Annotated in this window: 17 protein-coding genes; 9 read left to right on the plus strand and 8 right to left on the minus strand. The window is 65.2% G+C overall.

The window, feature by feature from the left end:
- The 3 genes from AC0L2L_RS00790 to AC0L2L_RS00800 all read left to right on the plus strand — a co-directional run bounded on the left by AC0L2L_RS00790 (position 1) and on the right by AC0L2L_RS00800 (position 2,718).
- Entirely contained in the window at positions 1–1,143 is a 1,143-nt protein-coding gene (locus AC0L2L_RS00790; RefSeq protein WP_473575486.1) for a benzoate/H(+) symporter BenE family transporter, read from the plus strand.
- 115 nt (positions 1,144–1,258) lie between these two features.
- Positions 1,259–1,738, plus strand: a complete 480-nt coding sequence (locus tag AC0L2L_RS00795) for a DUF2852 domain-containing protein (protein ID WP_473575488.1) — start codon at positions 1,259–1,261, stop codon at positions 1,736–1,738.
- Between the two features lie 221 nt (positions 1,739–1,959).
- Complete coding sequence (locus tag AC0L2L_RS00800) at positions 1,960–2,718, plus strand: M48 family metallopeptidase (RefSeq protein WP_027166940.1); 759 nt, start codon at positions 1,960–1,962, stop codon at positions 2,716–2,718.
- A 248-nt stretch (positions 2,719–2,966) separates the two neighbouring features.
- On the opposite strand, the gene AC0L2L_RS00805 is transcribed toward AC0L2L_RS00800, so the two are convergent.
- Positions 2,967–3,185, minus strand: coding sequence for a hypothetical protein (locus tag AC0L2L_RS00805; protein WP_473575490.1), 219 nt, complete (start codon positions 3,183–3,185; stop codon positions 2,967–2,969).
- A 110-nt stretch (positions 3,186–3,295) separates the two neighbouring features.
- On the opposite strand from AC0L2L_RS00805, the gene AC0L2L_RS00810 reads away from it, so the two are divergent.
- The 6 genes from AC0L2L_RS00810 (at position 3,296) to AC0L2L_RS00835 (ending at position 9,238) form a co-directional block, all read left to right on the plus strand.
- Positions 3,296–3,955: a phosphoribosylanthranilate isomerase gene (locus AC0L2L_RS00810; protein WP_473576079.1), complete on the plus strand. Its 660-nt coding sequence runs from the start codon at positions 3,296–3,298 to the stop codon at positions 3,953–3,955.
- A gap of 92 nt (positions 3,956–4,047) precedes the next feature.
- A complete protein-coding gene (gene trpB, locus AC0L2L_RS00815) occupies positions 4,048–5,298 on the plus strand; it encodes a tryptophan synthase subunit beta (RefSeq protein WP_473575492.1) in 1,251 nt (416 codons plus the stop codon).
- 2 nt (positions 5,299–5,300) lie between these two features.
- Positions 5,301–6,140 (plus strand): tryptophan synthase subunit alpha, encoded by an 840-nt coding sequence (gene trpA, locus AC0L2L_RS00820; protein WP_473575493.1) that lies wholly within the window; start codon positions 5,301–5,303, stop codon positions 6,138–6,140.
- Between the two features lie 95 nt (positions 6,141–6,235).
- The gene (gene accD / locus AC0L2L_RS00825; RefSeq protein WP_473575495.1) at positions 6,236–7,162 is read left to right on the plus strand and encodes an acetyl-CoA carboxylase, carboxyltransferase subunit beta; all 927 of its coding nucleotides are present in this window, start codon (positions 6,236–6,238) and stop codon (positions 7,160–7,162) included.
- A gap of 292 nt (positions 7,163–7,454) precedes the next feature.
- Complete coding sequence (locus AC0L2L_RS00830) at positions 7,455–8,780, plus strand: bifunctional folylpolyglutamate synthase/dihydrofolate synthase (RefSeq protein ID WP_473575496.1); 1,326 nt, start codon at positions 7,455–7,457, stop codon at positions 8,778–8,780.
- 38 nt (positions 8,781–8,818) lie between these two features.
- Positions 8,819–9,238, plus strand: a complete 420-nt coding sequence (locus AC0L2L_RS00835) for a VOC family protein (protein WP_473575498.1) — start codon at positions 8,819–8,821, stop codon at positions 9,236–9,238.
- Positions 9,239–9,651: 413 nt separating this feature from the next.
- Here the strand turns inward: AC0L2L_RS00835 and AC0L2L_RS00840 are convergent, their stop codons facing one another.
- From AC0L2L_RS00840 to tsaE, 7 genes are all read right to left on the minus strand, one after another.
- Positions 9,652–9,882 carry a plasmid stabilization protein gene (locus AC0L2L_RS00840; RefSeq protein ID WP_473575500.1) on the minus strand — a complete coding sequence of 77 codons (231 nt, stop codon included), beginning with the start codon at positions 9,880–9,882 and terminating at the stop codon, positions 9,652–9,654.
- A gap of 77 nt (positions 9,883–9,959) precedes the next feature.
- Entirely contained in the window at positions 9,960–10,241 is a 282-nt protein-coding gene (locus AC0L2L_RS00845) for a cupin domain-containing protein (protein WP_027166948.1), read from the minus strand.
- 130 nt (positions 10,242–10,371) lie between these two features.
- Positions 10,372–10,695: a thioredoxin gene (gene trxA / locus AC0L2L_RS00850; RefSeq protein WP_027166949.1), complete on the minus strand. Its 324-nt coding sequence runs from the start codon at positions 10,693–10,695 to the stop codon at positions 10,372–10,374.
- 74 nt (positions 10,696–10,769) lie between these two features.
- Positions 10,770–14,282 carry a double-strand break repair helicase AddA gene (gene addA / locus AC0L2L_RS00855; protein ID WP_473575502.1) on the minus strand — a complete coding sequence of 1,171 codons (3,513 nt, stop codon included), beginning with the start codon at positions 14,280–14,282 and terminating at the stop codon, positions 10,770–10,772.
- Positions 14,279–17,398: a double-strand break repair protein AddB gene (addB, locus tag AC0L2L_RS00860; RefSeq protein WP_473575504.1), complete on the minus strand. Its 3,120-nt coding sequence runs from the start codon at positions 17,396–17,398 to the stop codon at positions 14,279–14,281. Before addB ends, addA begins: the two co-directional genes overlap by 4 nt.
- Positions 17,395–18,117 (minus strand): nucleotidyltransferase family protein, encoded by a 723-nt coding sequence (locus tag AC0L2L_RS00865; RefSeq protein ID WP_473575506.1) that lies wholly within the window; start codon positions 18,115–18,117, stop codon positions 17,395–17,397. Before AC0L2L_RS00865 ends, addB begins: the two co-directional genes overlap by 4 nt.
- Positions 18,114–19,625, minus strand: a complete 1,512-nt coding sequence (tsaE, locus tag AC0L2L_RS00870) for a tRNA (adenosine(37)-N6)-threonylcarbamoyltransferase complex ATPase subunit type 1 TsaE (RefSeq protein WP_473575508.1) — start codon at positions 19,623–19,625, stop codon at positions 18,114–18,116. The genes AC0L2L_RS00865 and tsaE overlap by 4 nt, the downstream gene beginning before the upstream one ends.
- Positions 19,626–19,635: the final 10 nt, after the last annotated feature.

Here is a 19,635-nt window from a genome sequence, read left to right on the forward strand (position 1 = left end):
ATGCGCATTTCCATCCCGATATCAGCCTTCGTCGCGGCGATCGTCGGTTTCGGCGGCACTCTGGCCATCGTCATCGCCGCCGCCAGGGCGGTCGGCGCGACGCAGGTCGAGACCGCAAGCGGCGTGACGGCGATCTGCCTCGCCATGGCGATCGAATGCCTGTGGCTGTCCTGGCGCACGAAAATGCCCGTCATCACCGCCTGGTCGACGCCGGGTCTCGCGCTGGTCGCCGCCTCAAGCGGCTTCACCATGCCCGAAGCCGTCGGCGCCTTCATCGTCACTGGCGTTCTTTTGGTCGCCACCGGCCTGTTCAAGCCATTGACCAAGCTGATTGCGCGCATACCGGCGTCCGTCGCCTCCGGCATGCTGGCCGGTATCGTCGTCACTTTCGCCATCAATGCGGTCAAAGCCGTTCCGGCCGATCCCTGGCTGATTTTGCCGCTGATCGCGGCCTTTTTCGTCATCCGCCTGTTCAATCCGGCGCTGTCGGTGCTGGCGGTTCTGGTTGGCGGCGGGCTCGCCGCCTTCCTCACCGGCCGCGTCGGCGGCCTGCCGGCGCCGGAACTGTCGACCCTGACGCTGATTGCTCCAAGCTTCACCGTCAAGGCGATCGTCGGCCTGGCGCTGCCGCTCTACCTCGTCACCATGGCCTCGCAGAACCTCTCCGGCCTCGCCGTGCTGCGCGCGGCGGGTTACGAACCCGAACCTGGCCCGCTGATCGGCGTCACCGGCCTGTTTTCGCTGCTGTCGGCGCCGTTCGGCGCCGGTACCACCAATCTGGCGGCGATTTCGGCGGCAATCTGCACCGGCCCCGACGTGCATCCCGACCCGGCCGAGCGTTGGAAGACGGGGCCGTTCTATGCGCTGGCCTACCTGCTCTTTGCCGTCTTCGGCGCCTCGCTGGTGGCCATCTTCGCCGTCCTGCCGCAGAGCTTGATCGTGCTGGTCGCCGGGCTGGCGCTGATGGCGGCTTTAGCCAACGCCCTGTCGATCGCGCTCAGGGACGAGGCCGAGCGCATGCCCGCCACCATTACCTTTGCCGTCACGGCTTCGGGGCTTACGCTCTTCGGCGTCGGCGCGGCATTCTGGGGCCTTGTCGCGGGAATGGCAGTGCTTTTCCTCGAGAAACTCAAAAAGCGATAATCATTTCAATCGCTTCGCCGGTTTTGGCCGGACTTGCCTTGAATCGCCGATTTCGCCTTCCCATTTCGATTCCACGCAGTCGGTTTGGCTGTCTCCAACGGAAGGATTGGGAGAAATGAACACGAGTGCATTGATCCGTCCGGCCTGGACGCCGGCCACCATCGCGCTGATGGTCATCGGCTTCATGGTGTTCTGGCCGCTCGGCTTCGCCATGCTCGCCTACATCATCTGGGGTGACCGGCTCGAAGGCTTCAAGCGCGACGTCAACCGCGCCACGGACGGCATCTTCGCCGGCTGCCGCCGCGGCTCCGACAAGGCGGCCCGCTGGGGCCACGGCTCGGCCCGCACCGGCAACGTCGCCTTCGACGACTGGCGCGAGAAGGAGCTCGAGCGCCTCGCCGAGGAGCGCCGCAAGCTCGACGAGATGTTGACCGAGTTCGACGACTATGCCCGCGAACTGCGTCGCGCCAAGGACCAGGAAGAGTTCGACCGCTTCATGGCGAACCGCCACAAGTCGACCGCGCCGACCGCCACCGGCTCGACCGACAAGCCCGCTCCCAAGCGCGGCAAGGGCACGAACCTGCTCGACGACTGAGATCCCGCGACAGATCTTAGGCTGATCAAACGGCGTCGCGTCTAGCGGCGCCGTTTCTTTTTTGTTCTAAAGGCAATCCAGGAAAACTGCGTAGCGGTTTTCCGTCCGGAAATGCAAAAAATAAGCACTTGGAGCGGACCAGCGCCCTTTTCGAAGCTGAACCGCTCTAAGTGTGACTTCCCTCCTCTGGCCGTTTTTTTCGAATCGCGTATCGTCCAGCCATGACCCTCGGCTTCTTTCGCAATCTGACCAAGCCAAAGCCCACGCCTGTCGTGGAGCGCGAGCATTGCGTCGCCGGCCGCACGCTGCCGCTGAAAATCGTCGAAAGCGCCAGGGCCCGGCGGCTCACGCTGCGCATCGATTCCGGCGGCCAGGGCCTGCGCGTCACCGTGCCGCCCGGCCTGCGCCGCGGCGAGGTGGAGAAATTCCTCGACCGCCACCAGGACTGGCTGGAGCAGCGGCTGGCCAAGGTGCCGACGAGGCCCCAGGTGCGCCCGGGCATCAGGATTCCGATCCGCGGCGTGCCGCACCGCATCGTCCACGAGCCCTCGAAGCGCGGCACCGTCGCCATCTCGCGCGACGAGCGCGGCCCGCTCTTGATCGTCCATGGCGAGCGCATCCATCTGCCGCGCCGCATTGCCGACCATCTCAAGCGCGAGGCCAAGAAGGAGATCGAGAAGTTGGTCGTCAAGCACACCGAGGCCATCGGCAAGCGCGCCAAGGCGATAAGGTACAAGGATACCTCCAGCCGCTGGGGGTCATGCACCTCGGAGGGCAATCTCTCCTTCTCGTGGCGCATCATGATGGCGCCGCCGCCGGTCATCAATTACCTGGTCGCGCATGAGGTGGCGCATCTCAAGGAGATGAACCACGGCCCGAAATTCTGGAAGCTGTGCGAAAAGCTTTGCCCCGACACCGACCGCTGCAAGGACTGGCTGAAGCGCAACGGCGGGGCGTTGCAGGCGATCGTGTTTGAGTAGGGTGCCTGGGCGGGCAGGACGACAAGTATCTGCCGTAGCGATCCGTCACACCCCCCTCTGCCCTGCCGGGCATCTCCCCCGCAAGGGGGGAGATTGGCGCTTCGGCGCTCAGTTTCCTTCTGCGACGTTGAGGATTGGCGAAAGCGATTGCGCGCTCAATCTCCCCCCTTGCGGGGGAGATGGCCGGCAGGCCAGAGGGGGTGCTGTCCCGCCAACCTCTCCGCTATGGGCTTAAACTGAGTGACCGCTCAATCGTCATTCGCCGCGTTCAACTCCTCCGGCCGGAGCCCCTCCTCGCCCTGCTGCGGCCATGGCAAAAAGTTCCGGTCAAAGGCGTCGCTGCCGAAATAATCCAGCGCCCGGTGCGCCTCGGCGCCGTTGAAGGCGGCCTTGTCCATCAGATGCACGATCACCTCGCGCGCTTGCGCGATCTTTTGCCTGAGTTCGGCGACGGTCCGGTCGGCCATTGTCATCGTGCTCCCGCCTTTGGTTCCTATATGAAGGTAGTGTTTTTCGCAGAGCCGGCAACAGCATGCTTTTTCTCGACTCTTTGGCCGTTTCGTGCCAATCCCGCGCCATGACGCTCGACATCAAGATCTGCGGATTGAAGACCGACGCCGCGATGGCCGCCGCCCTTGCCGGCGGTGCCAGCCATGTCGGCTTCATTTTCTTCGCCAAGAGCCCGCGTTACGTCGAGCCGGCCGAGGCCGGCCGGTTGCGCGAAGCCGCGCGCGGCAAGGCCGTGGCGGTTGCCGTCACCGTCGATGCCGATGATGCGTTTCTGGATGAGATCGTTGCAAAAATGCAGCCGGATATGCTGCAGCTGCATGGCGCCGAAACGCCGGAGCGGGTGGCGGAGCTCAAGGCCCGCTACGGCCTGCCGGTGATGAAGGTGTTCTCCGTCAGCGAGGCGGCCGATCTCGAGCGGTTAAAGCCGTTCATTGGCATTGCCGACCGTTTCATGTTCGACGCCAAGCCGCCGAAGGGATCGCAGCTGCCGGGCGGCAACGGCGTCGCCTTCGACTGGCGTATCCTTACCGCCCTTGACGCCGGCGTCGAATACATGCTTTCCGGTGGGCTCAACGCAGCCAATATCGGCGATGCTCTGAGACTGGCCAATCCGCCCGGAATTGACGTTTCGTCCGGCGTGGAAAGCGCTCCGGGCGTCAAGGATCCGGCGCTGATCGAGCAGTTTTTCCGGACCGCCAGGGCCGCGCGCGACGACCGCGCCGCCTGAGAGCAAAGCACATTTGGAGCATGTCCCGGAAAAGTGGGAACCGGTTTTCCGACAAAGGACATGCTCAAGAGTCAAGACTTAGGAGATCGGCGATGAACAAGCCGGCTATGCCCAATTCCTTCCGCACCGGGCCCGACGAGCAGGGGATGTTCGGCATTTTCGGCGGTCGTTTCGTCGCCGAAACGCTGATGCCGCTGATCCTCGATCTCGAACGGCACTGGAACGAGGTCAAGAACGATCCGGACTTCAAGGCCGAATTGCAGAACCTGTCGACCCACTATGCCGGGCGGCCCTCGAAGCTCTATTTCGCCGAAGGCCTGACGAGGCATCTTCGTGAGGTTTCCTCGGCGAAGGGCCTCGGGGGCGGTGCAAAAGTCTATTTCAAGCGCGAGGACCTGAACCACACCGGCTCGCACAAGATCAACAACTGCCTCGGCCAGATCCTGCTCGCCAAGCGCATGGGCAAGAAGCGCATCATCGCCGAGACCGGCGCCGGCCAGCATGGCGTCGCTTCGGCCACGGTCGCGGCCCGCTTCGGCTATCCTTGCGTGGTCTACATGGGCGCCACCGATGTCGCCCGCCAGAGCCCGAACGTGTTCCGCATGAAGCTGCTCGGCGCCGAAGTGCGGCCGGTCACCGCCGGCCACGGCACGCTGAAGGACGCCATGAACGAAGCGCTGCGTGACTGGGTGACCAATGTCGAGGACACCTATTACCTGATCGGCACCGCCGCCGGCCCGCATCCCTATCCGGAGCTGGTGCGCGACTTCCAGTCGGTCATTGGCACCGAGGCGCGTGCGCAGATCCTCGAACAGGAAGGCCGGTTGCCCGATACCATCATCGCCGCCGTCGGCGGCGGCTCCAACGCCATCGGCCTGTTCCATCCCTTCCTCGACGACAAGGACGTCCGCATCATCGGCATCGAAGCCGGTGGCCGCGGCCTCGACGGCATCGAGCATTGCGCCTCGATGAGTGCCGGCAAGCCGGGCGTGCTGCACGGCAACCGCACCTATCTGCTGCAGAATGCCGACGGCCAGATCATGGACGGCCATTCGATCTCGGCCGGTCTCGATTATCCCGGCGTCGGGCCGGAGCATTCCTGGCTGCGCGACTCGGGCCGCGTCGAATATGTGCCGATCCTCGACGACGAGGCGCTGGAAGCCTTCCAGCTCACCACCCGCGTCGAAGGCATCATCCCGGCGCTGGAATCGGCGCATGCCATCGCCCATGCGATGAAGATCGTGCCTTCGATGGACAAGGACCAGATCGTCATCGTCAACCTATCCGGCCGCGGCGACAAGGACGTGCATACGGTGGCCAACATGCTGGGCATGGAGATCTGACAATGACCACCCGCATCGACCGCCGCATGGCGAAGCTCAAATCGGAGGGCCGTCCGGCTCTCGTCACCTACATCATGGGCGGCGACCCCGATTACGACACCGCCCTGGCCATCATGAAGGGGCTGCCGGTCGCAGGCTCGGACATCATCGAGCTCGGCATGCCCTTCTCCGATCCGATGGCCGACGGCCCGGCCATCCAGGCGGCGGGTCTCAGGGCGCTGAAAGGCGGCCAGACGCTGGCCAGGACGCTGAAGATGGCGTCCGAATTCCGCGCTGGCGACGACGAGACGCCGATCGTGCTGATGGGCTACTACAATCCGATCTACATCTACGGCGTCGACCGCTTCCTCGCCGACGCCAAGGCCAGCGGCATCGACGGCCTGATCGTTGTCGACCTGCCGCCGGAGATGGACGAGGAGCTTTGCATTCCGGCGCTGAAGGCCGGCGTCAACTTCATCCGCCTCGCCACGCCGACCACCGACGACAAGCGCCTGCCTAAGGTTTTGCAAAACACCTCGGGCTTCGTCTACTACGTCTCGATGACCGGCATCACCGGCTCCGCCCTTGCCGACACGGCAAAGGTGTCGGCGGCGGTCACACGCATCAAGGGACACACGGCGCTGCCGGTCTGCGTTGGCTTCGGCGTCAAGACCGCCGAGCAGGCCCGGGTGATCGGCGCCTCGGCCGACGGCGTCGTCGTCGGCACGGCGATCGTCAACGCGATAGCCAATGTGCTGGGACCCAAGGGCGAAAAGACTGCCGATCCGGCCGAGGCCGTCGCCACCCTGGTCTCCGGACTTGCCCAGGGCGTGCGTTCGGCCCGTCTTGCTGCCGCCGAATAGCCTGACTATTTGTTCGCTACGCAATTCAGGCCGGAAATCCGCCACAGACTTTTCCTGAATTGCTTGAAGTCTCTTCCAGGACAGGAGCCGAAGCCATGAACTGGATCACCAATTACGTCCGCCCGAAGATCAATTCGATGCTCGGCCGGCGCGCCGACATGCCGGAAAATCTGTGGATCAAGGACCCCGAGACCGGTGAGATGGTCTTCCACAAGGATCTCGAATCCAACCAGTTCGTCATCCCGGCCTCCGGCCACCATATGAAGATCTCGGCCAAGGAGCGGCTGCGGTACTTCTTCGACGACGGCAAATACGAGGTGCTGGAAAACCCCAAGGTCGTCCAGGACCCGCTGAAGTTCCGCGACGAGAAGCGCTACACCGACCGCCTGAAGGAAGCGAAGGCCAAGACCAGCCTCGAGGACGCGATCCTCAACGGCGCCGGCACCGTCGACGGGCTGCCGGTCATCGTCACCGTGCAGGACTTCGCCTTCATGGGCGGCTCGCTCGGCATGGCCGCCGGCGAAGCCATCGTGCATGCCTTCGAGGTCGCGCTGCAGCGCAAGCGGCCGCTGATCCTGTTCGCCGCTTCCGGCGGCGCCCGCATGCAGGAAGGCATCCTGTCGCTGATGCAATTGCCGCGCACCACGATCGGCGTCGATCGGCTGAAGGAAGCCGGCCTGCCCTATATCGTCGTGCTGACCAACCCGACCACCGGCGGCGTCACCGCCTCCTACGCCATGCTGGGCGACGTCCAGATCGCCGAGCCCGGCGCGCTGATCGGCTTTGCCGGCCCGCGCGTCATCGAGCAGACCATCCGCGAAAAGCTGCCCGACGGCTTCCAGCGCGCCGAGTACCTGATGGAGCACGGCATGGTCGACATGGTCGTCTCGCGCCTGGAGATGCGCTCCACCATCGCGCGGCTCTTGAAGATGCTGCTCAAAATGCCGGAAGCCGAGAAGTCGCGCGAGTCGGAGATCCTGCCGCCGGCGGTGGTCAATGCCGAGGCACGGCCTCAAGCCTGACGTGATATCGGCCCGACGCGACATCGTTCGCCGCGAACCGCGATTTGCGTCGCCTGCTGCGTGCTGTAGCTTTGATTCGCACATGGCCCGCTTGAAACCGATTCCCGGTTTCAAGGTCATGCGCTGAAGCAATTCCAGGAAAAGTGTGAAACGGTTTTCCGTCCGGAATTGCGTCAAAGAGAGAGCAATTCCAGGAAAAGTGTGAAACGATCTTCCGTCCGGAATTGCGTCCACAAAAAAAGAGAGCGGCTCTGCATTTCCATGAAATGATGAACCGCTCTAGGATTCTGCCATGACAACGCTTTCCGCCGAACGCGAAATCGAACATCTGATGACGCTGCATCCGAAAGGCTTCGACCTTTCGCTGGACCGCGTCACGCGGCTTCTCGAACGCCTCGGCAATCCGCAGGACCGGCTGCCGCCGGTCATCCACATCGCCGGCACCAATGGCAAGGGCTCCTGCGCCGCCTTCGCGCGTGCGCTGTTGGAGGCGGCTGGCCACCTCGTCCACGTCCATACCTCGCCGCACCTGGTGAACTGGCACGAGCGCTACCGGTTGGCGGCCGACAGCGGCGGCAAGCTTGTCGACGACGAGGTTTTCGCCGAGGCGATCGCACGCGTCGCCGAGGCCAATGCAGGTCAGAAGATTACTGTCTTCGAGATCCTCACCGCGGTCACGTTCATCCTGTTTTCGGAGCACCCGGCGGAGGCGGCGATCATCGAGGTCGGCCTCGGCGGCCGTTTCGACGCCACCAATGTCATCGAGCGGCCGGCGGTTTCGGTGATCATGCCGATATCGATGGACCACGAGGCCTATCTCGGCGACCGCGTCGAGCTGATCGCCGCCGAAAAGGCCGGCATCATGAAGCGCGGCTGCCCGGTGGTGATCGGCGCCCAGGAAAGCGAGACGGCGCTTCATGTGCTGATCGAGACGGCCGAGCGGCTGGATTGTCCGACCTTCGTCTACGGTCAGGATTTCCTCGCTTTCGAGGAAAATGGCCGCATGGTCTATCAGGACGAGGACGGGTTGATGGACCTGCCCTCGCCGCGCCTGCCCGGGCGCCATCAATACGCCAACGCCGCAGCGGCGATCGCCGCCGTCAAGGCGGCCGGCTTCGAGATCGGCCACCGCGCCGCCGAGCGGGCGATGACCCATGTCGCCTGGCCGGCACGCATGCAGAAGCTGACGCAGGGCAAGCTGGTCGACCTGGCGCCGAAAGGCTCCGACATCTGGCTGGACGGCGGCCACAATCCCGGCGCCGGCATGGTCGTTGCCGAGGCGCTGGCCGAGCAGGAGGAAAAGAACCCGAGGCCGCTGATCCTGATCTCCGGCATGATCAGCACCAAGGACCAGACCGGCTATTTCAGCGCCTTCAAGGGCCTTGCCCGCCATGTCTATACCGTGCCGGTAACCAACAGCGATGCCGGCGTGCCGAACGACGAATTGGCACTGCGCGCCACCGAGGCCGGCCTGTCGGCCGAGCCGGTCAGCTCCGTCGCCAGCGCGCTGATGCTGTTGCGCGACAGCTGGGACGGCCCGGCGCCGCGCATCCTGATCGGCGGCTCGCTCTATTTCGCCGGCGCTGTGCTGGCCGAAAACGGCACGCCGCCGACCTGATAGAGGCAACCCCCGGGGCGATCGCTAGGAGTCGGGCAATGATCAAGGTGAAGCAGCTCGCCCATGTCTGCATCTTCGCGCATGATCTCGAAGTGACACGAGGCTTCTACCGGGACGTGCTCGGCCTGGACACGCAGTTCAATTTCCTGCGCGACGGCAGGATCTTCGGCTTCTACCTCAATTGCGGCGGCCGCAGCCATGTCGAGGTCTTCGAGAAGAGCGAAGCCAGCTACAACGAGGCCAACCAGATCAACCACTTCTGCCTCGAAGTGGAAGACATCGATGCGGCGGTCGCTCATATCCGCTCGAAGGGCGTCGCGGTGACGCCGAAGAAGCTCGCCTGCGACGATACCTACCAGGCCTGGAGCACCGACCCCAACGGCGTGAAGATCGAGTTGTTCGAATACACCGCCAAAAGCGCGCAATTTGCAGGCGGCGATCGTGTCGCCGACTGGTGACTAGTTCAGCTGGATTGACCGGTCCGATATTCGGCTAGAAAAAGGGATTTTGAAAAGTCGCCGTTTGTCTTGGTGCAGGATTTTTCGTTCATTTCCGCGAAATCAGCGCGAACACCGGGGATTGGTTGAAGCCGCCCCAACGTCGTCATTCTATGGCGGAGCAAGGAGCGAAGCGACGCGGCGCAGACCATAGAATCCATGCCGTGACCTGGAAGCGCCGCCGCGGCGCAGAATTTTGCTCCGTTGCACGCCTTGGCGAAGGTAACGGCATGGATTCTAGGGTCTTCGCGACGGAGCTTCGCTTCTGCTCCGCCCTAGAATGACGATCGCGATGGGCGTTTCGGCCAATCTCCGAGGCATGCCACCGGTCAACGCAAACAGAGCCGACCGGTCAAAATCCCTAAGCAGTGCCACTAGAGTTCGCGACCTTCGCGGATAATTTTCTCCAGATCGATGTCGGCCCCGCTGCTTGCAACCAGCCGAACATAGAAGCTGGATGCGGGTTCGCGGCGTGCTTCCTGAATCTCATAGGACTCGAGCGCGCGTTCGATCACATCAGCTATGGAACGATTCTCGCGACGCGCAAGTCGATGAGCAATGTCCCATGCTTTTGCGCTATGGACTGAGAGTTTTGGTCCGGCCATTTCGAACCCCCCTTGCCGCAAATTGATACCGACAGAGCTTAGCCATCAAAATGGCAATTGATGGCTAGCCATCTAGCTTACTTCAGCTCGATCTCGATGAAGGCGTATTCGCCGTCATTGGCGTTGATGACGTCGTGCTCGACGCCTTCCCGGCGGAAATAGGGCGCGCCTTGCTTCATCTCGGCGAAGGATTCGCCGTCCTTGGTCACCAGTTTCACCTTGCCGTCCATCAGCGGCACGACAACGTAGTCGTGGCCATGGCGGTGCCAGCCGGTGTTGGCGCCGGGGGCGAAGCGGTATTCGGTGACGATGACGCGCTCATTGTCGACGTGAACTGTGGCTTTGGCTGTTCCGGTCATGGCGTTCTCCTTTTTTGTAGAAGAGGAGATGGAGAGCCGCGACGTCAGGGCCAGAGCGCCATCAGCGATGGCGCCAAAGAACAAGCCCGGCACGATGGCCGGGCTTGTTCTTGAACTTTTTCGGATTGGCTCAGGCGAGGCTGCCGTTGATCCAGTGCGACAGCGCCGTCTTCGGCGCGGCGCCCACCTTCATGTCGGCGACTTCGCCGCCCTTGAAGATCATCAGCGTCGGGATCGAGCGCACGCCATACTGCGCGGCGAGCTCGGGGTTCTCGTCGATGTTGAGCTTTGCCACCTTGATCTTCGCGCCGAGCTCGTTGGCGATCTCTTCCAGCGACGGGCCGATCATCTTGCAGGGACCACACCACTCTGCCCAGAAATCCACCACGACCGGCTCTTTGGCGTTGAGCACATCGGCCTGGAAATTGCCCTTGTCGACCTTGACGGTGGCCATGCTGAAATCCTTTCGAAAACTCGGGTTGCACCAAATGTGGTGGTTATGGCGGCGATGTTCAAGCAGTTCTTGTGTCACGCTGCCGTGAGTCGGGCAAGGGCGTCGTCCATGGCCTTGGCCGGCAGCTCGATCAGGCGCGGCGCCTCGGTGAACAGCAGCGCCGCGGAAACCTCGCGGCCAGGATAGAGCGGTCTGAGCAGCGCGCGGTAGAGCGCAAGCTGCAGCACATAGGCAGGCGGCACCTCCGCCAGGGTCCTGGGCGCCGGCCGGTTGGTCTTGTAGTCGACGATCGACACCTTTTCGGCAGTCACCGCCAGCCTGTCGATTTTGCCGGAAATCGAGCGCAGCTTGCCCTTCACCTCGAGGCTGCCCATGACCGCGACCTCGGCGCGCGAGGATGGCGAGAACAGCGCGCCGAAGCGGTTGTCGGACAGGATCGACAGCACAGCCTCCAGCGCTCTGTCGCGCTCGCCGTGCGGCCAGTCGACGCCGGCGCGCGCCAGGTAGCGCTCGGCCGCGCCGCGTCTTTCCTCTTCCGCAACGCCCGGCAGCATTTGCAGCAATTTGTGCAGGGCCAGGCCGCGCATGACGGCAAAGCCGGGTTCGGCGGCGGCGTCGAGCACCGGAGAGCGCGTGTCGGGGACGGTGTCTTTGGCCTCATCGATCAGCGCCGAGGCGCCGGAAGGCGAAAGCGGTCGCGGCAGGTCCTCATAGGGCGGCAGCGGCCGGAACAGGTTTTCAGGCAGCGCGGCGGCATGCTCAAACGGGCCTGCCTCGTCGATGCTGGTCAGCGCCACCGGCGGCAGCTTGGTCATATGGAAACGATGCACCGCGACATCGGCCGTTGCAGGATGCCGGCGCTCGGAACTCTCCGGCGCACCGAGCAATGCCCGGCTGACGATCGAATGCCACGTGCCGGTGCTGGGCTGCCGCTTGCCGTGATAGCCGCAGACGATCAGCCGATCCTCGGCGCGCGTCATGCCGACATAGAGCAGCCGCCGGTATTCGTCGTCCGCCAGCTCTCGCGCCTTGATCGAGGCAGCGCGCGAAACGCCGTTGGCGACATCGCTGGCCGAGCGCCACAGAAAGCCCTTGCCCCTCCATTGCGTTCCCGAGCTTTCGAACGGCATCAGCCGCGGCAAATGCTGGTCGCTGAACGGCGCCGAGCCGCCGTCTACGAGGAAGACGACCGGCGCCTCAAGGCCCTTGGCGGCGTGCACGGTCATGACGCGTACCTCGTCGCGGGTCTGGTCCATCTCGCGCTTGATCTCGGGGCCGGCATTTTCCAGCGTCGAGAGGAAGGATCCCAGTCCCGGCAGGCCGGTGCGTTCCTCGGCCAGGCAAAAACTCAGGAACTCGTCGAGGATATCGCCGGCTTCAGGCCCAAGCCGCGCCGTCATCTTGCGGCGCAGGCCGTCACGCGCCAGCACGGCGGCGTAGAATTCGAACACCGGCTTGAAAGCGACCTCGTTCGCCCAGGCATCGAGCCGGCTAACGACAGCGGCCAGGGCGACATCTTCGGCCGCATGCTGACGCAGCGAGGCAACCAGCGACTGGCCTCTCGGCCTCTCGCCGGCCAGCGCCAGCAACGTCTCCTCGGAGATCTCGAAGATCGGGCTGCGCAGCACGGCGGCGAGCGAAAGATCGTCCTCCGGCTGGATCAGGAAATGGCCGAGCGCGATCAGGTCCTGCACGGCGATATGGCCGGGCAGCCTCAGCCTGTCGGCGCCTGCAACCGGGATCTGGCGGTTCTTGAGGCTGCGCGACAGCGCGTGGACGAAGCGGTCGCGCTTGCGCACCAGGACCAGGATGTCGCCGGCGGTCAGTTTCCTGCCCTTGCCTTCGATGACCTCGCCACTGCGCAGCCAGTTCTGGATGGTCGTCGCCACATGCTCGGCCACGCGCACGGCCGGCGCGCTGGCGTGGTTGACCGGCAAGGTCCAGTCGTCCGGTTCCTCGACCATTTCAGCGCCGACCGAGGGCCACACCTCGACATAGCCTGGCGCATCGTTGCGGATCGCCTTGTGGCTGAGCGGATCGGGATCGTGGCTGATGCCGCGCCGCACTCCCGGTTCGGCGAAGACGCGGTCGACGGCGGCAAGCACGTCGTCGCTCGAACGGAACGACCACGTGAGCTTCAGATTGGCAAAGGCAGCTTCGGCGTCACGCACCCGACCGGCAAACAAAAGCCGGCTCTCGGCAAAGGAATCCGGCGCGGCGCCCTGGAAGGAGTAGATCGACTGCTTCTCGTCGCCGACGGCGAACACCGTGCGCTTGACCGTCTCGCGCTGGCCGAGCCCGGCAAAGAACTCTTCGGTCAGCTTCTTCACCACTTCCCACTGGTCCGGGCTGGTGTCCTGCGCCTCGTCGAGCAGGATATGGTCGATGCCCTGGTCGAGCTTGAATTGCACCCATGGCCCGGCATCCGGGCGCGACAACAGGTTGACCGTGCGGGTGATCAGGTCGTTGAAATCGAGGAAGCCACGCCTGCGCTTCAACTGCTCATAGCGCGCTATCAGCCAACCGGCGACGGTGAGCGCCGCCGCGGTCCCTTCGACCATGCGAAACAGCGCCAGCCGGTCCGACACGTCCAGGATCGCCTTGGCCGCCGCGAGATAGCGCTCGGCCAGGTCGGGCAGCCGGTCGACCAGCGCCTTCTTGAAGATCTTGGGCGGCTCGTAGGGGTCGCCGTCGGCCTTGAGAAAGGCTTTTGCCAAGAGCCGCAGCCGGCGGATCGGGTCGGCTTCGGCAAATGCGCCGCGCGCATAGGGGACAACATTGTTCAGCACCTGCCGCGCGTCGGTGGCTTCGGCGGCATGCGCGAATTCGGCGAACTCACCGGGGGCAAAGCCAGGCAGCGGCCAGATCGACGCGGCGATGTCTTCGCCCGTCTGTCCGGGCTGGAAGCCGAATTCGGCGAACAGCGGCCGGAAGTCGCGATCCTTGCCGAGCCTGGCGATGAAGCCGCGCAACTCGTCGCGTTTGCCGACGATTTCGGAAAGCAGCGTATCGAGACCGAACTCACCGCCGCGCTCCAGCACGGTGGCGAAGGCTTCCGCCAGGCCATGGACGCCGGCACCTGCGCCCGAGATCATGTCGCGGCGGGCATCGCCGAACAGCGAGGCCTCCATCTGCGGATCGAGCATCTCGAAATGCGCCGGGATGTTGGCTTCGAGCGGGAACTGGTGCAGCACCGATTCGCAGAAGGCGTGGATGGTCTGGATCTTCAGCCCGCCCGGTGTCTCCAGCGCCTCGGCGAACAGCCGGCGCGCGCGCCGCATGGTGTCGCGGTCGGCGCTGCGGCCGTCCAGCGCCGCGATCCTGACCGCAAGCTCCGCGTCGGGCAGCGCCGTCCATTCCGACAGGGTCGAGAACACCCGGTTCGACATGTTGGCGGCGGCCGCCCGCGTATAGGTGAGGCACAGGATCTTCGACGGATCGGTGCCGTTGAGCAAAAGCCGGATGACGCGCTGCGCCAGCACATGCGTCTTGCCAGAGCCGGCATTGGCCGACACCCAGGCGGAATTGGCCGGATCGGAAGCGCGCGCCTGGCTGGCGGCGGTATCGGAGGGGATCGGATATTTCATCCTTCCGCCTCGTCTTCGCTGGCGCCGCCCGCCGACCATTCGAGCACGCGCGCCAGATGGTCGTAATCGCCGTCGGCTTCGCCCTCGCGGAACGGCAGCGCGCGCGACAGATAGCCGATCGCAGGATCCGCATAGTGGAAGAGCAGCCGCTCCAGCCGCGCCCAGGCCTCCTCGGACAGGTCGTTGGCGGTGCGGGGCTTGCGGTTGTATTCGAGGATCGATTCCTCGAACACCTCGCCATTCGGCTTCAGCCGCACGAAGGCGAGCTGCGAGGGCTCGCGAATACCGAGTTCCTTGAAGGCGCCGCGCCTGAGCAACGCGCCTTCCAGGGCAAGCTGCGGCGACAGCAGCGTATGCGCCTGCGCCTTCGAGGGCGAGGAGCCGGTCTTGTAGTCGAGGATATCGGCCATGCCGCCGACAAGCAGGTCGACGCGGTCGGCATAGCCGGAAAGCGTCACCCCAGTGCGGCCGACGACCGTCTTTTCAGCGCGTTCCTCGGCGTAGCGCCGGGCGACGGCATCGGCGCGGCCATGCTCCCATTCGACGATGTTTTCGGCGAGCTTTTCGAAACGCGGCCACCAGATAGCCTCGATATCCGGCGGAAGCTTCGCGTCGGCAAAGCAAACGCGGCCGGCCTCGATGAGGCTCGCCAGCGCGCTTGGCGCTCTCGGATCCTCGACCCGCCGCGAGAACAAATGCAGGATTTCGTGGAACAGCGTGCCGCGTTCGGCGGCACCCGGATCGCGGATCAGCGGATCGAGCGGCATCAGGCCAAGGATACGCCTTGCATAGACCGCGTAGGGGTCGCGGCGCAGCGTCTCGATCTCGGTGACCGAGAAATGCCGCGGGCGCAGGCTGAGCGGCGGCTTGGGCTGCGGGCGCGCCGCGAAATCCTTCTTCTCGCCGGCATCAAGCGCGCGCGCCCAGGCAAGCAGCGCGTCGCCGCGCCTACGAAGCGCCCCCGCCGGCTCCTTGCCGATGAAGGTGAGGATACGCTGCAGCCAGCGCGACGGCACCGCCGGCGCATCGCCTGAGCGGGCCGACCGCGTCAGCACCACTTCGCTCGCACCCATCGCCATCTGGAAATCATGCGCGGCGAGACCGATGCGCCGTTCCGGCGGTTCGAGGTCGATGCCAGTCTTCATCAGCCGTGACATGAAGCGGTCGCTTTCGGGCTTGCGTGGCCAAACCCCTTCATTGAGCCCGCCAATGACCAGCGTGTCGACGTTCTGCAGCCGGGCTTCCAGCGCGCCCCAGATGGCAATATTGCGGTCGGTACCTTGCGCCGGCTTTACCGTCTCCGGCGCGATCAGCGCCTCCATCACGTCAGGCCATTCCAGGGCAGCGAAGGTGAACGGCGACGACGCGGCCACCAGTCCGCGCAGCAGCTCGGCGAGTTTTTCGCCGGCGTCGCCGGCATAGAGTTCCGCCAGGCTGCCATCGGCCGCGCGGCCCAGATCCTCCAGCGCAACCACGCTCGCGCGCGTCAACGTCGCGATGTCGGCGTCTTTTTCCTGGCGCATCGCGGTGAGCGGCAAGAGTGCGTTGGTAAGACGGCTAAGCACTTCTTGCGCCTGCCCTATGGCGCGCACGGTCAGACGCGAAAACCAGAAAGGTTGCCTTGTGTCGCCACTCAGCTCAGCAAGTCGCGTGTCGAAAAGTTCGGCGAGCGATGCGACATCGGGCCGACCCGTGCCACCGCGCAAGGCGACCAGCTCGACAAGTCCGGCAGCCTTGCGCACGGTCTGGCGTTCCAGGCCAAGCCCGAGCAGCGGATGTTTGAGCAAGGCAAGCAGGCCCACCGGATCGCCGGGCCGGAACGCGGCGCTCAGCGCAAGCCTGAGCAGGCTGGCGGCCGGCGTGTTGGTGAGCGGCGTACCGCCGGAATCGTCGGCAACGACACCGAAGCGCAAAAGCTCGGCTGAAACCCGCCGAGCCAGCGCGCGGTCGCCGGTAACGAGCGCCGCGCGCTTGCCCGGTACCTCGACGGCGCGCTTTAGCGCGATGGCGATTGCCGCCGCCTCGTCGCGCTCATTCGCCGCTTCCACCAGCGTCACGCCTGCAAGCGCCTGTTCGAGGTCACTTGCCGTGAAGCGCGGCCGTGTCTCGGTCCAATATTCGGTGGTTTCGGCCGGCCGCAACGCCTCGCCGACAAGTGCGGCGCGCAACGCCAGCGGCGGTGGCGCGGCGACGATGTCCTCGACATCGCGGCGCGGAATGCCGATGCTGCCGATCAGTTTGGCGAGGCCATATTGCGGGTGGCCGAGCGTTGCCGGCCGCGCGCCCGCCGCCGTTATCGCCGCGAAGGATGCATCGTCCAGCGTGTGGTCGAGCCCGGGTAGCACGACGGCGCCGTCGGGCAGGCCGGCGATCACGGCAAGCAGTTCGGCAGTGGCGGGAATGGAGCCGGTCGAGCCCGCGGCGATCACCGGTCCTGCGGGCGGATTGCGCTTCAGCCGCGCCGCCTCCAGGCGGATCAGCGCGCTGCGATGGGCGGCCGGGTTGGAGCGGTTGCGCTCCTTGAGCAGGTGCGGCCAGTTGTCGGTGACGATGCCGAGGAAATCGAGCGTCACCTGCCACCAGCCGGCGAGGTTGCCGGTGACAAGCGTCGCGAGCTTTGCCCAATCCGTGCCTTCTGTCTCGATCTCGTCCATCAGCCGGGCGAGGTCGCGCGCCAGCCAGATGGCGTCGGCGGCAGAGGTCGGCACGACGAATTCCTCGTTGAACCGAGCCCTGACATGGTCCGGCAGGCTTTCCTTCCAGGCCCGAACAAGCGGCGCCAGCAAAAGCAGCCGCTCCTGCGCGGCGATCGGCGGCGCGAGCTCGATGGCCGGTGCCGCCTCCGCGTCGAAGACCGCCTCGTCCTCGTCGAACTCGCCGAGCGGCCGCACCGTCGGCAAGATGGCGGAGCGTTGACCGAGCATGTCGACGAAAGCGCCGCGCAGCGCGCGCGCGGCGCGCCGTGTCGGCACATAGATGGTGGCGTCGGCCAGCGCCAGCGGATCGCCGTCGAAGCGGAAACCGGGGATCAGGCGTCCGTCGAGCAATGCCCCCGCCAGCGTCGGCAGGAACGGCGCTCCGGGCGGGATGGAAAAGACGCGGCGCGCGCCGCTCATACTGCTTTCGCTAGCGCGCCGGCGACGGCTGTCTCGGCGGCCGGGATGGCGTCCGGCGTGCCGACGGTGATCCAGCTTCCGTTCATCTTCATGCCGAACAGGCGCCCAGTGGCGATCGCCTTGTCGAAATAGACATTGAGCGAATGCGATCCCGTAGGCGCTTGCCTGAAGACGCGCGGATGGATGATCGCCGCGCCGGCATAGATCAGCCCCGTCGGATCACCCTTGGAGCGCCGCAAGGCACCGTCCGGCGCCACAAGGAAGTCGGTGCCGACGCAGTGCCCGGTCGCTGAGTCGAGATCGGTAAGCATCAGAAGAATATCCATTCTGGCAGCGTCCCATGCAAGGGCGAGGCGTTCGAGGCTGGGCTTGCCGCTGTCGATCCAGAACGTGTCGGCATTGATGATGTAGAAGGGCTCGCTTCCCAAAAGCGGCAGCGCCTTGACGATGCCGCCCGCCGATTCCAGCAGGGCTTCGCGCTCGTCGGAAATGACGATCCTCGGCGCCTTGCGGCCGGCGACATGGGCGACGATCTGCTCGGGCAGGTGGTGCACATTAACGACGGCCTTGCTGACACCCGCCGCCTCCAGGCTGTCCAGTCCCCAGTCGAGCAGCGTCTTGCCGGCGATCTTCACCAGCGGCTTGGGCATCGTGTCGGTGATCGGCCGCATGCGTTTGCCCAGCCCGGCCGCCAACACCATCGCGGTGGTCGGCTTCATGGCAGGCGTTCCTCGAGCAGGCCGTGGGCCATGTAGAAATCCTTCAGGCCGCCAAGCGCCGGATGCGCCAGCGCCCGCCTCAGATAATCGCGGATGCGCGGCAGGTGTTTCAGATAGTAAGGCTTGCCGTCGCGCTTTTCGAGCCGCACGAAGATGCCGAGGATCTTCGAATGGCGCTGCGCCGCCATGATCGCATAGGCCTCGGCGAACCCGGCCTCGTCGAAAACGCCGGCGGCATGCCGCGCCGCGACATAAGCGGCGAGCGTCCGCCGCTCGATCTCGGGCGAGACGGTGACGCGCGCATCCATGGCCAAGGAGGCGACGTCATAGGCGGCCGGACCGATCAGCGCGTCCTGGACGTCGACGATGCCGAGCCGGTCGAGGCCGGAACGTTCCGCGCGCCAGATGATGTTGGGCGAATGGAAATCGCGCAGCATCAGCGTGTATTCGCTGCCTGCTAGGCGATCGAGAAGGGCATTCCATACCTTGTGGTAGCCTGCCCGCAATTCATCGTCTGCCGGTTCGCCGTTGATCCATGGCACATACCAGTCGACCAGCAGATCGGCCTCGATCAGCATGGCTTCCCGATCGAAGGGCGGCACGTCGTGGAACACGCCGGGCGCCGCTTCCATGCGCTCGGGCCAGGTCTTGTCATGCATCATGGCCAGCAGCTCCGCCGCCGCTTCGTAACGCTCGGCGACAGGCTGGCCGTCGCGACCGAGAAAACCTTCGGAGCCGAGATGTTCGATGAGCAAAAAACCCTGGTCGAGATCCTGGGCGTGGATCACCGGCACGCTGACGCCGGCCGCAAGCAGCGCCCGGTCGATGGCGACGAAGGCGGTGACGGATTGGGCCGTATGGGCGATCACCGCATAGGGCTTGCCGTCGCGCACCGGTGGCCCGAGCACGAGGCGTGGCGAGTTCATCAGCACGCGCGACGCCCGGCCGGGCAGCGAGACGATCTCGTAGGAGCGGGCGGAAGCGTCGCCGACGAAATGGCGGCGGCTGGCTTGGCCCCATCCGGCCGAGGCCAGGAAATCGCGCATGGCCAGCGATCGCGCCGCGCGCTCGTGGACCGGTCCCCGTCCCGACAACCTCGCCACGCGGCCTTCGCCGTGCTCGGCAAGATCGACCCACAGCGCGTTTGCCGGCAACCGGTCTCCCGCGCGCTCGGGCCATTCGATCAGCGCCGCGCCCTGGGTGAGCGCGTCGTCGAGGCCGAGCTCGTCGAGTTCGTCCGGCGTGGACAGCCGATAGAGGTCGAAATGATGGACCGGAACGCGCGTCTCGTAGCTCTGCACCAGCGTGAAGGTCGGGCTCGGCACTTCGAGATTGGCGTCGTCGGCAAGCGCTCGGATGAGGGCGCGGGCCAGCGTCGATTTGCCGGCGCCGAGATCGCCTTTCAGCGCGATCGCGTCGCCGGCGCGCAACGCCATGGCGAGGTCTTCGCCAAGCCTTGCCGTTGCCGCCTCGTCGACGAGAAAACGCTCCAGCACCGTCCCTGCCATGCGGGCCGCG

Source organism: Mesorhizobium sp. WSM4832, from assembly GCF_055811115.1.

Excerpts from the sequence above, each read along its gene's own strand:
- AC0L2L_RS00790 (WP_473575486.1), top strand. The coding sequence starts at position 1 with ATGCGCATTTCCATCCCGATATCAGCCTTCGTCGCGGCGATCGTCGGT.
- AC0L2L_RS00795 (WP_473575488.1), top strand. The coding sequence starts at position 1,259 with ATGAACACGAGTGCATTGATCCGTCCGGCCTGGACGCCGGCCACCATC.
- AC0L2L_RS00800 (WP_027166940.1), top strand. The coding sequence starts at position 1,960 with ATGACCCTCGGCTTCTTTCGCAATCTGACCAAGCCAAAGCCCACGCCT.
- AC0L2L_RS00805 (WP_473575490.1), bottom strand. The coding sequence starts at position 3,185 with ATGGCCGACCGGACCGTCGCCGAACTCAGGCAAAAGATCGCGCAAGCG.
- AC0L2L_RS00810 (WP_473576079.1), top strand. The coding sequence starts at position 3,296 with ATGACGCTCGACATCAAGATCTGCGGATTGAAGACCGACGCCGCGATG.
- trpB (WP_473575492.1), top strand. The coding sequence starts at position 4,048 with ATGAACAAGCCGGCTATGCCCAATTCCTTCCGCACCGGGCCCGACGAG.
- trpA (WP_473575493.1), top strand. The coding sequence starts at position 5,301 with ATGACCACCCGCATCGACCGCCGCATGGCGAAGCTCAAATCGGAGGGC.
- accD (WP_473575495.1), top strand. The coding sequence starts at position 6,236 with ATGAACTGGATCACCAATTACGTCCGCCCGAAGATCAATTCGATGCTC.
- AC0L2L_RS00830 (WP_473575496.1), top strand. The coding sequence starts at position 7,455 with ATGACAACGCTTTCCGCCGAACGCGAAATCGAACATCTGATGACGCTG.
- AC0L2L_RS00835 (WP_473575498.1), top strand. The coding sequence starts at position 8,819 with ATGATCAAGGTGAAGCAGCTCGCCCATGTCTGCATCTTCGCGCATGAT.
- AC0L2L_RS00840 (WP_473575500.1), bottom strand. The coding sequence starts at position 9,882 with ATGGCCGGACCAAAACTCTCAGTCCATAGCGCAAAAGCATGGGACATT.
- AC0L2L_RS00845 (WP_027166948.1), bottom strand. The coding sequence starts at position 10,241 with ATGACCGGAACAGCCAAAGCCACAGTTCACGTCGACAATGAGCGCGTC.
- trxA (WP_027166949.1), bottom strand. The coding sequence starts at position 10,695 with ATGGCCACCGTCAAGGTCGACAAGGGCAATTTCCAGGCCGATGTGCTC.
- addA (WP_473575502.1), bottom strand. The coding sequence starts at position 14,282 with ATGAAATATCCGATCCCCTCCGATACCGCCGCCAGCCAGGCGCGCGCT.
- addB (WP_473575504.1), bottom strand. The coding sequence starts at position 17,398 with ATGAGCGGCGCGCGCCGCGTCTTTTCCATCCCGCCCGGAGCGCCGTTC.
- AC0L2L_RS00865 (WP_473575506.1), bottom strand. The coding sequence starts at position 18,117 with ATGAAGCCGACCACCGCGATGGTGTTGGCGGCCGGGCTGGGCAAACGC.
- tsaE (WP_473575508.1), bottom strand. The coding sequence starts at position 19,625 with ATGGCAGGGACGGTGCTGGAGCGTTTTCTCGTCGACGAGGCGGCAACG.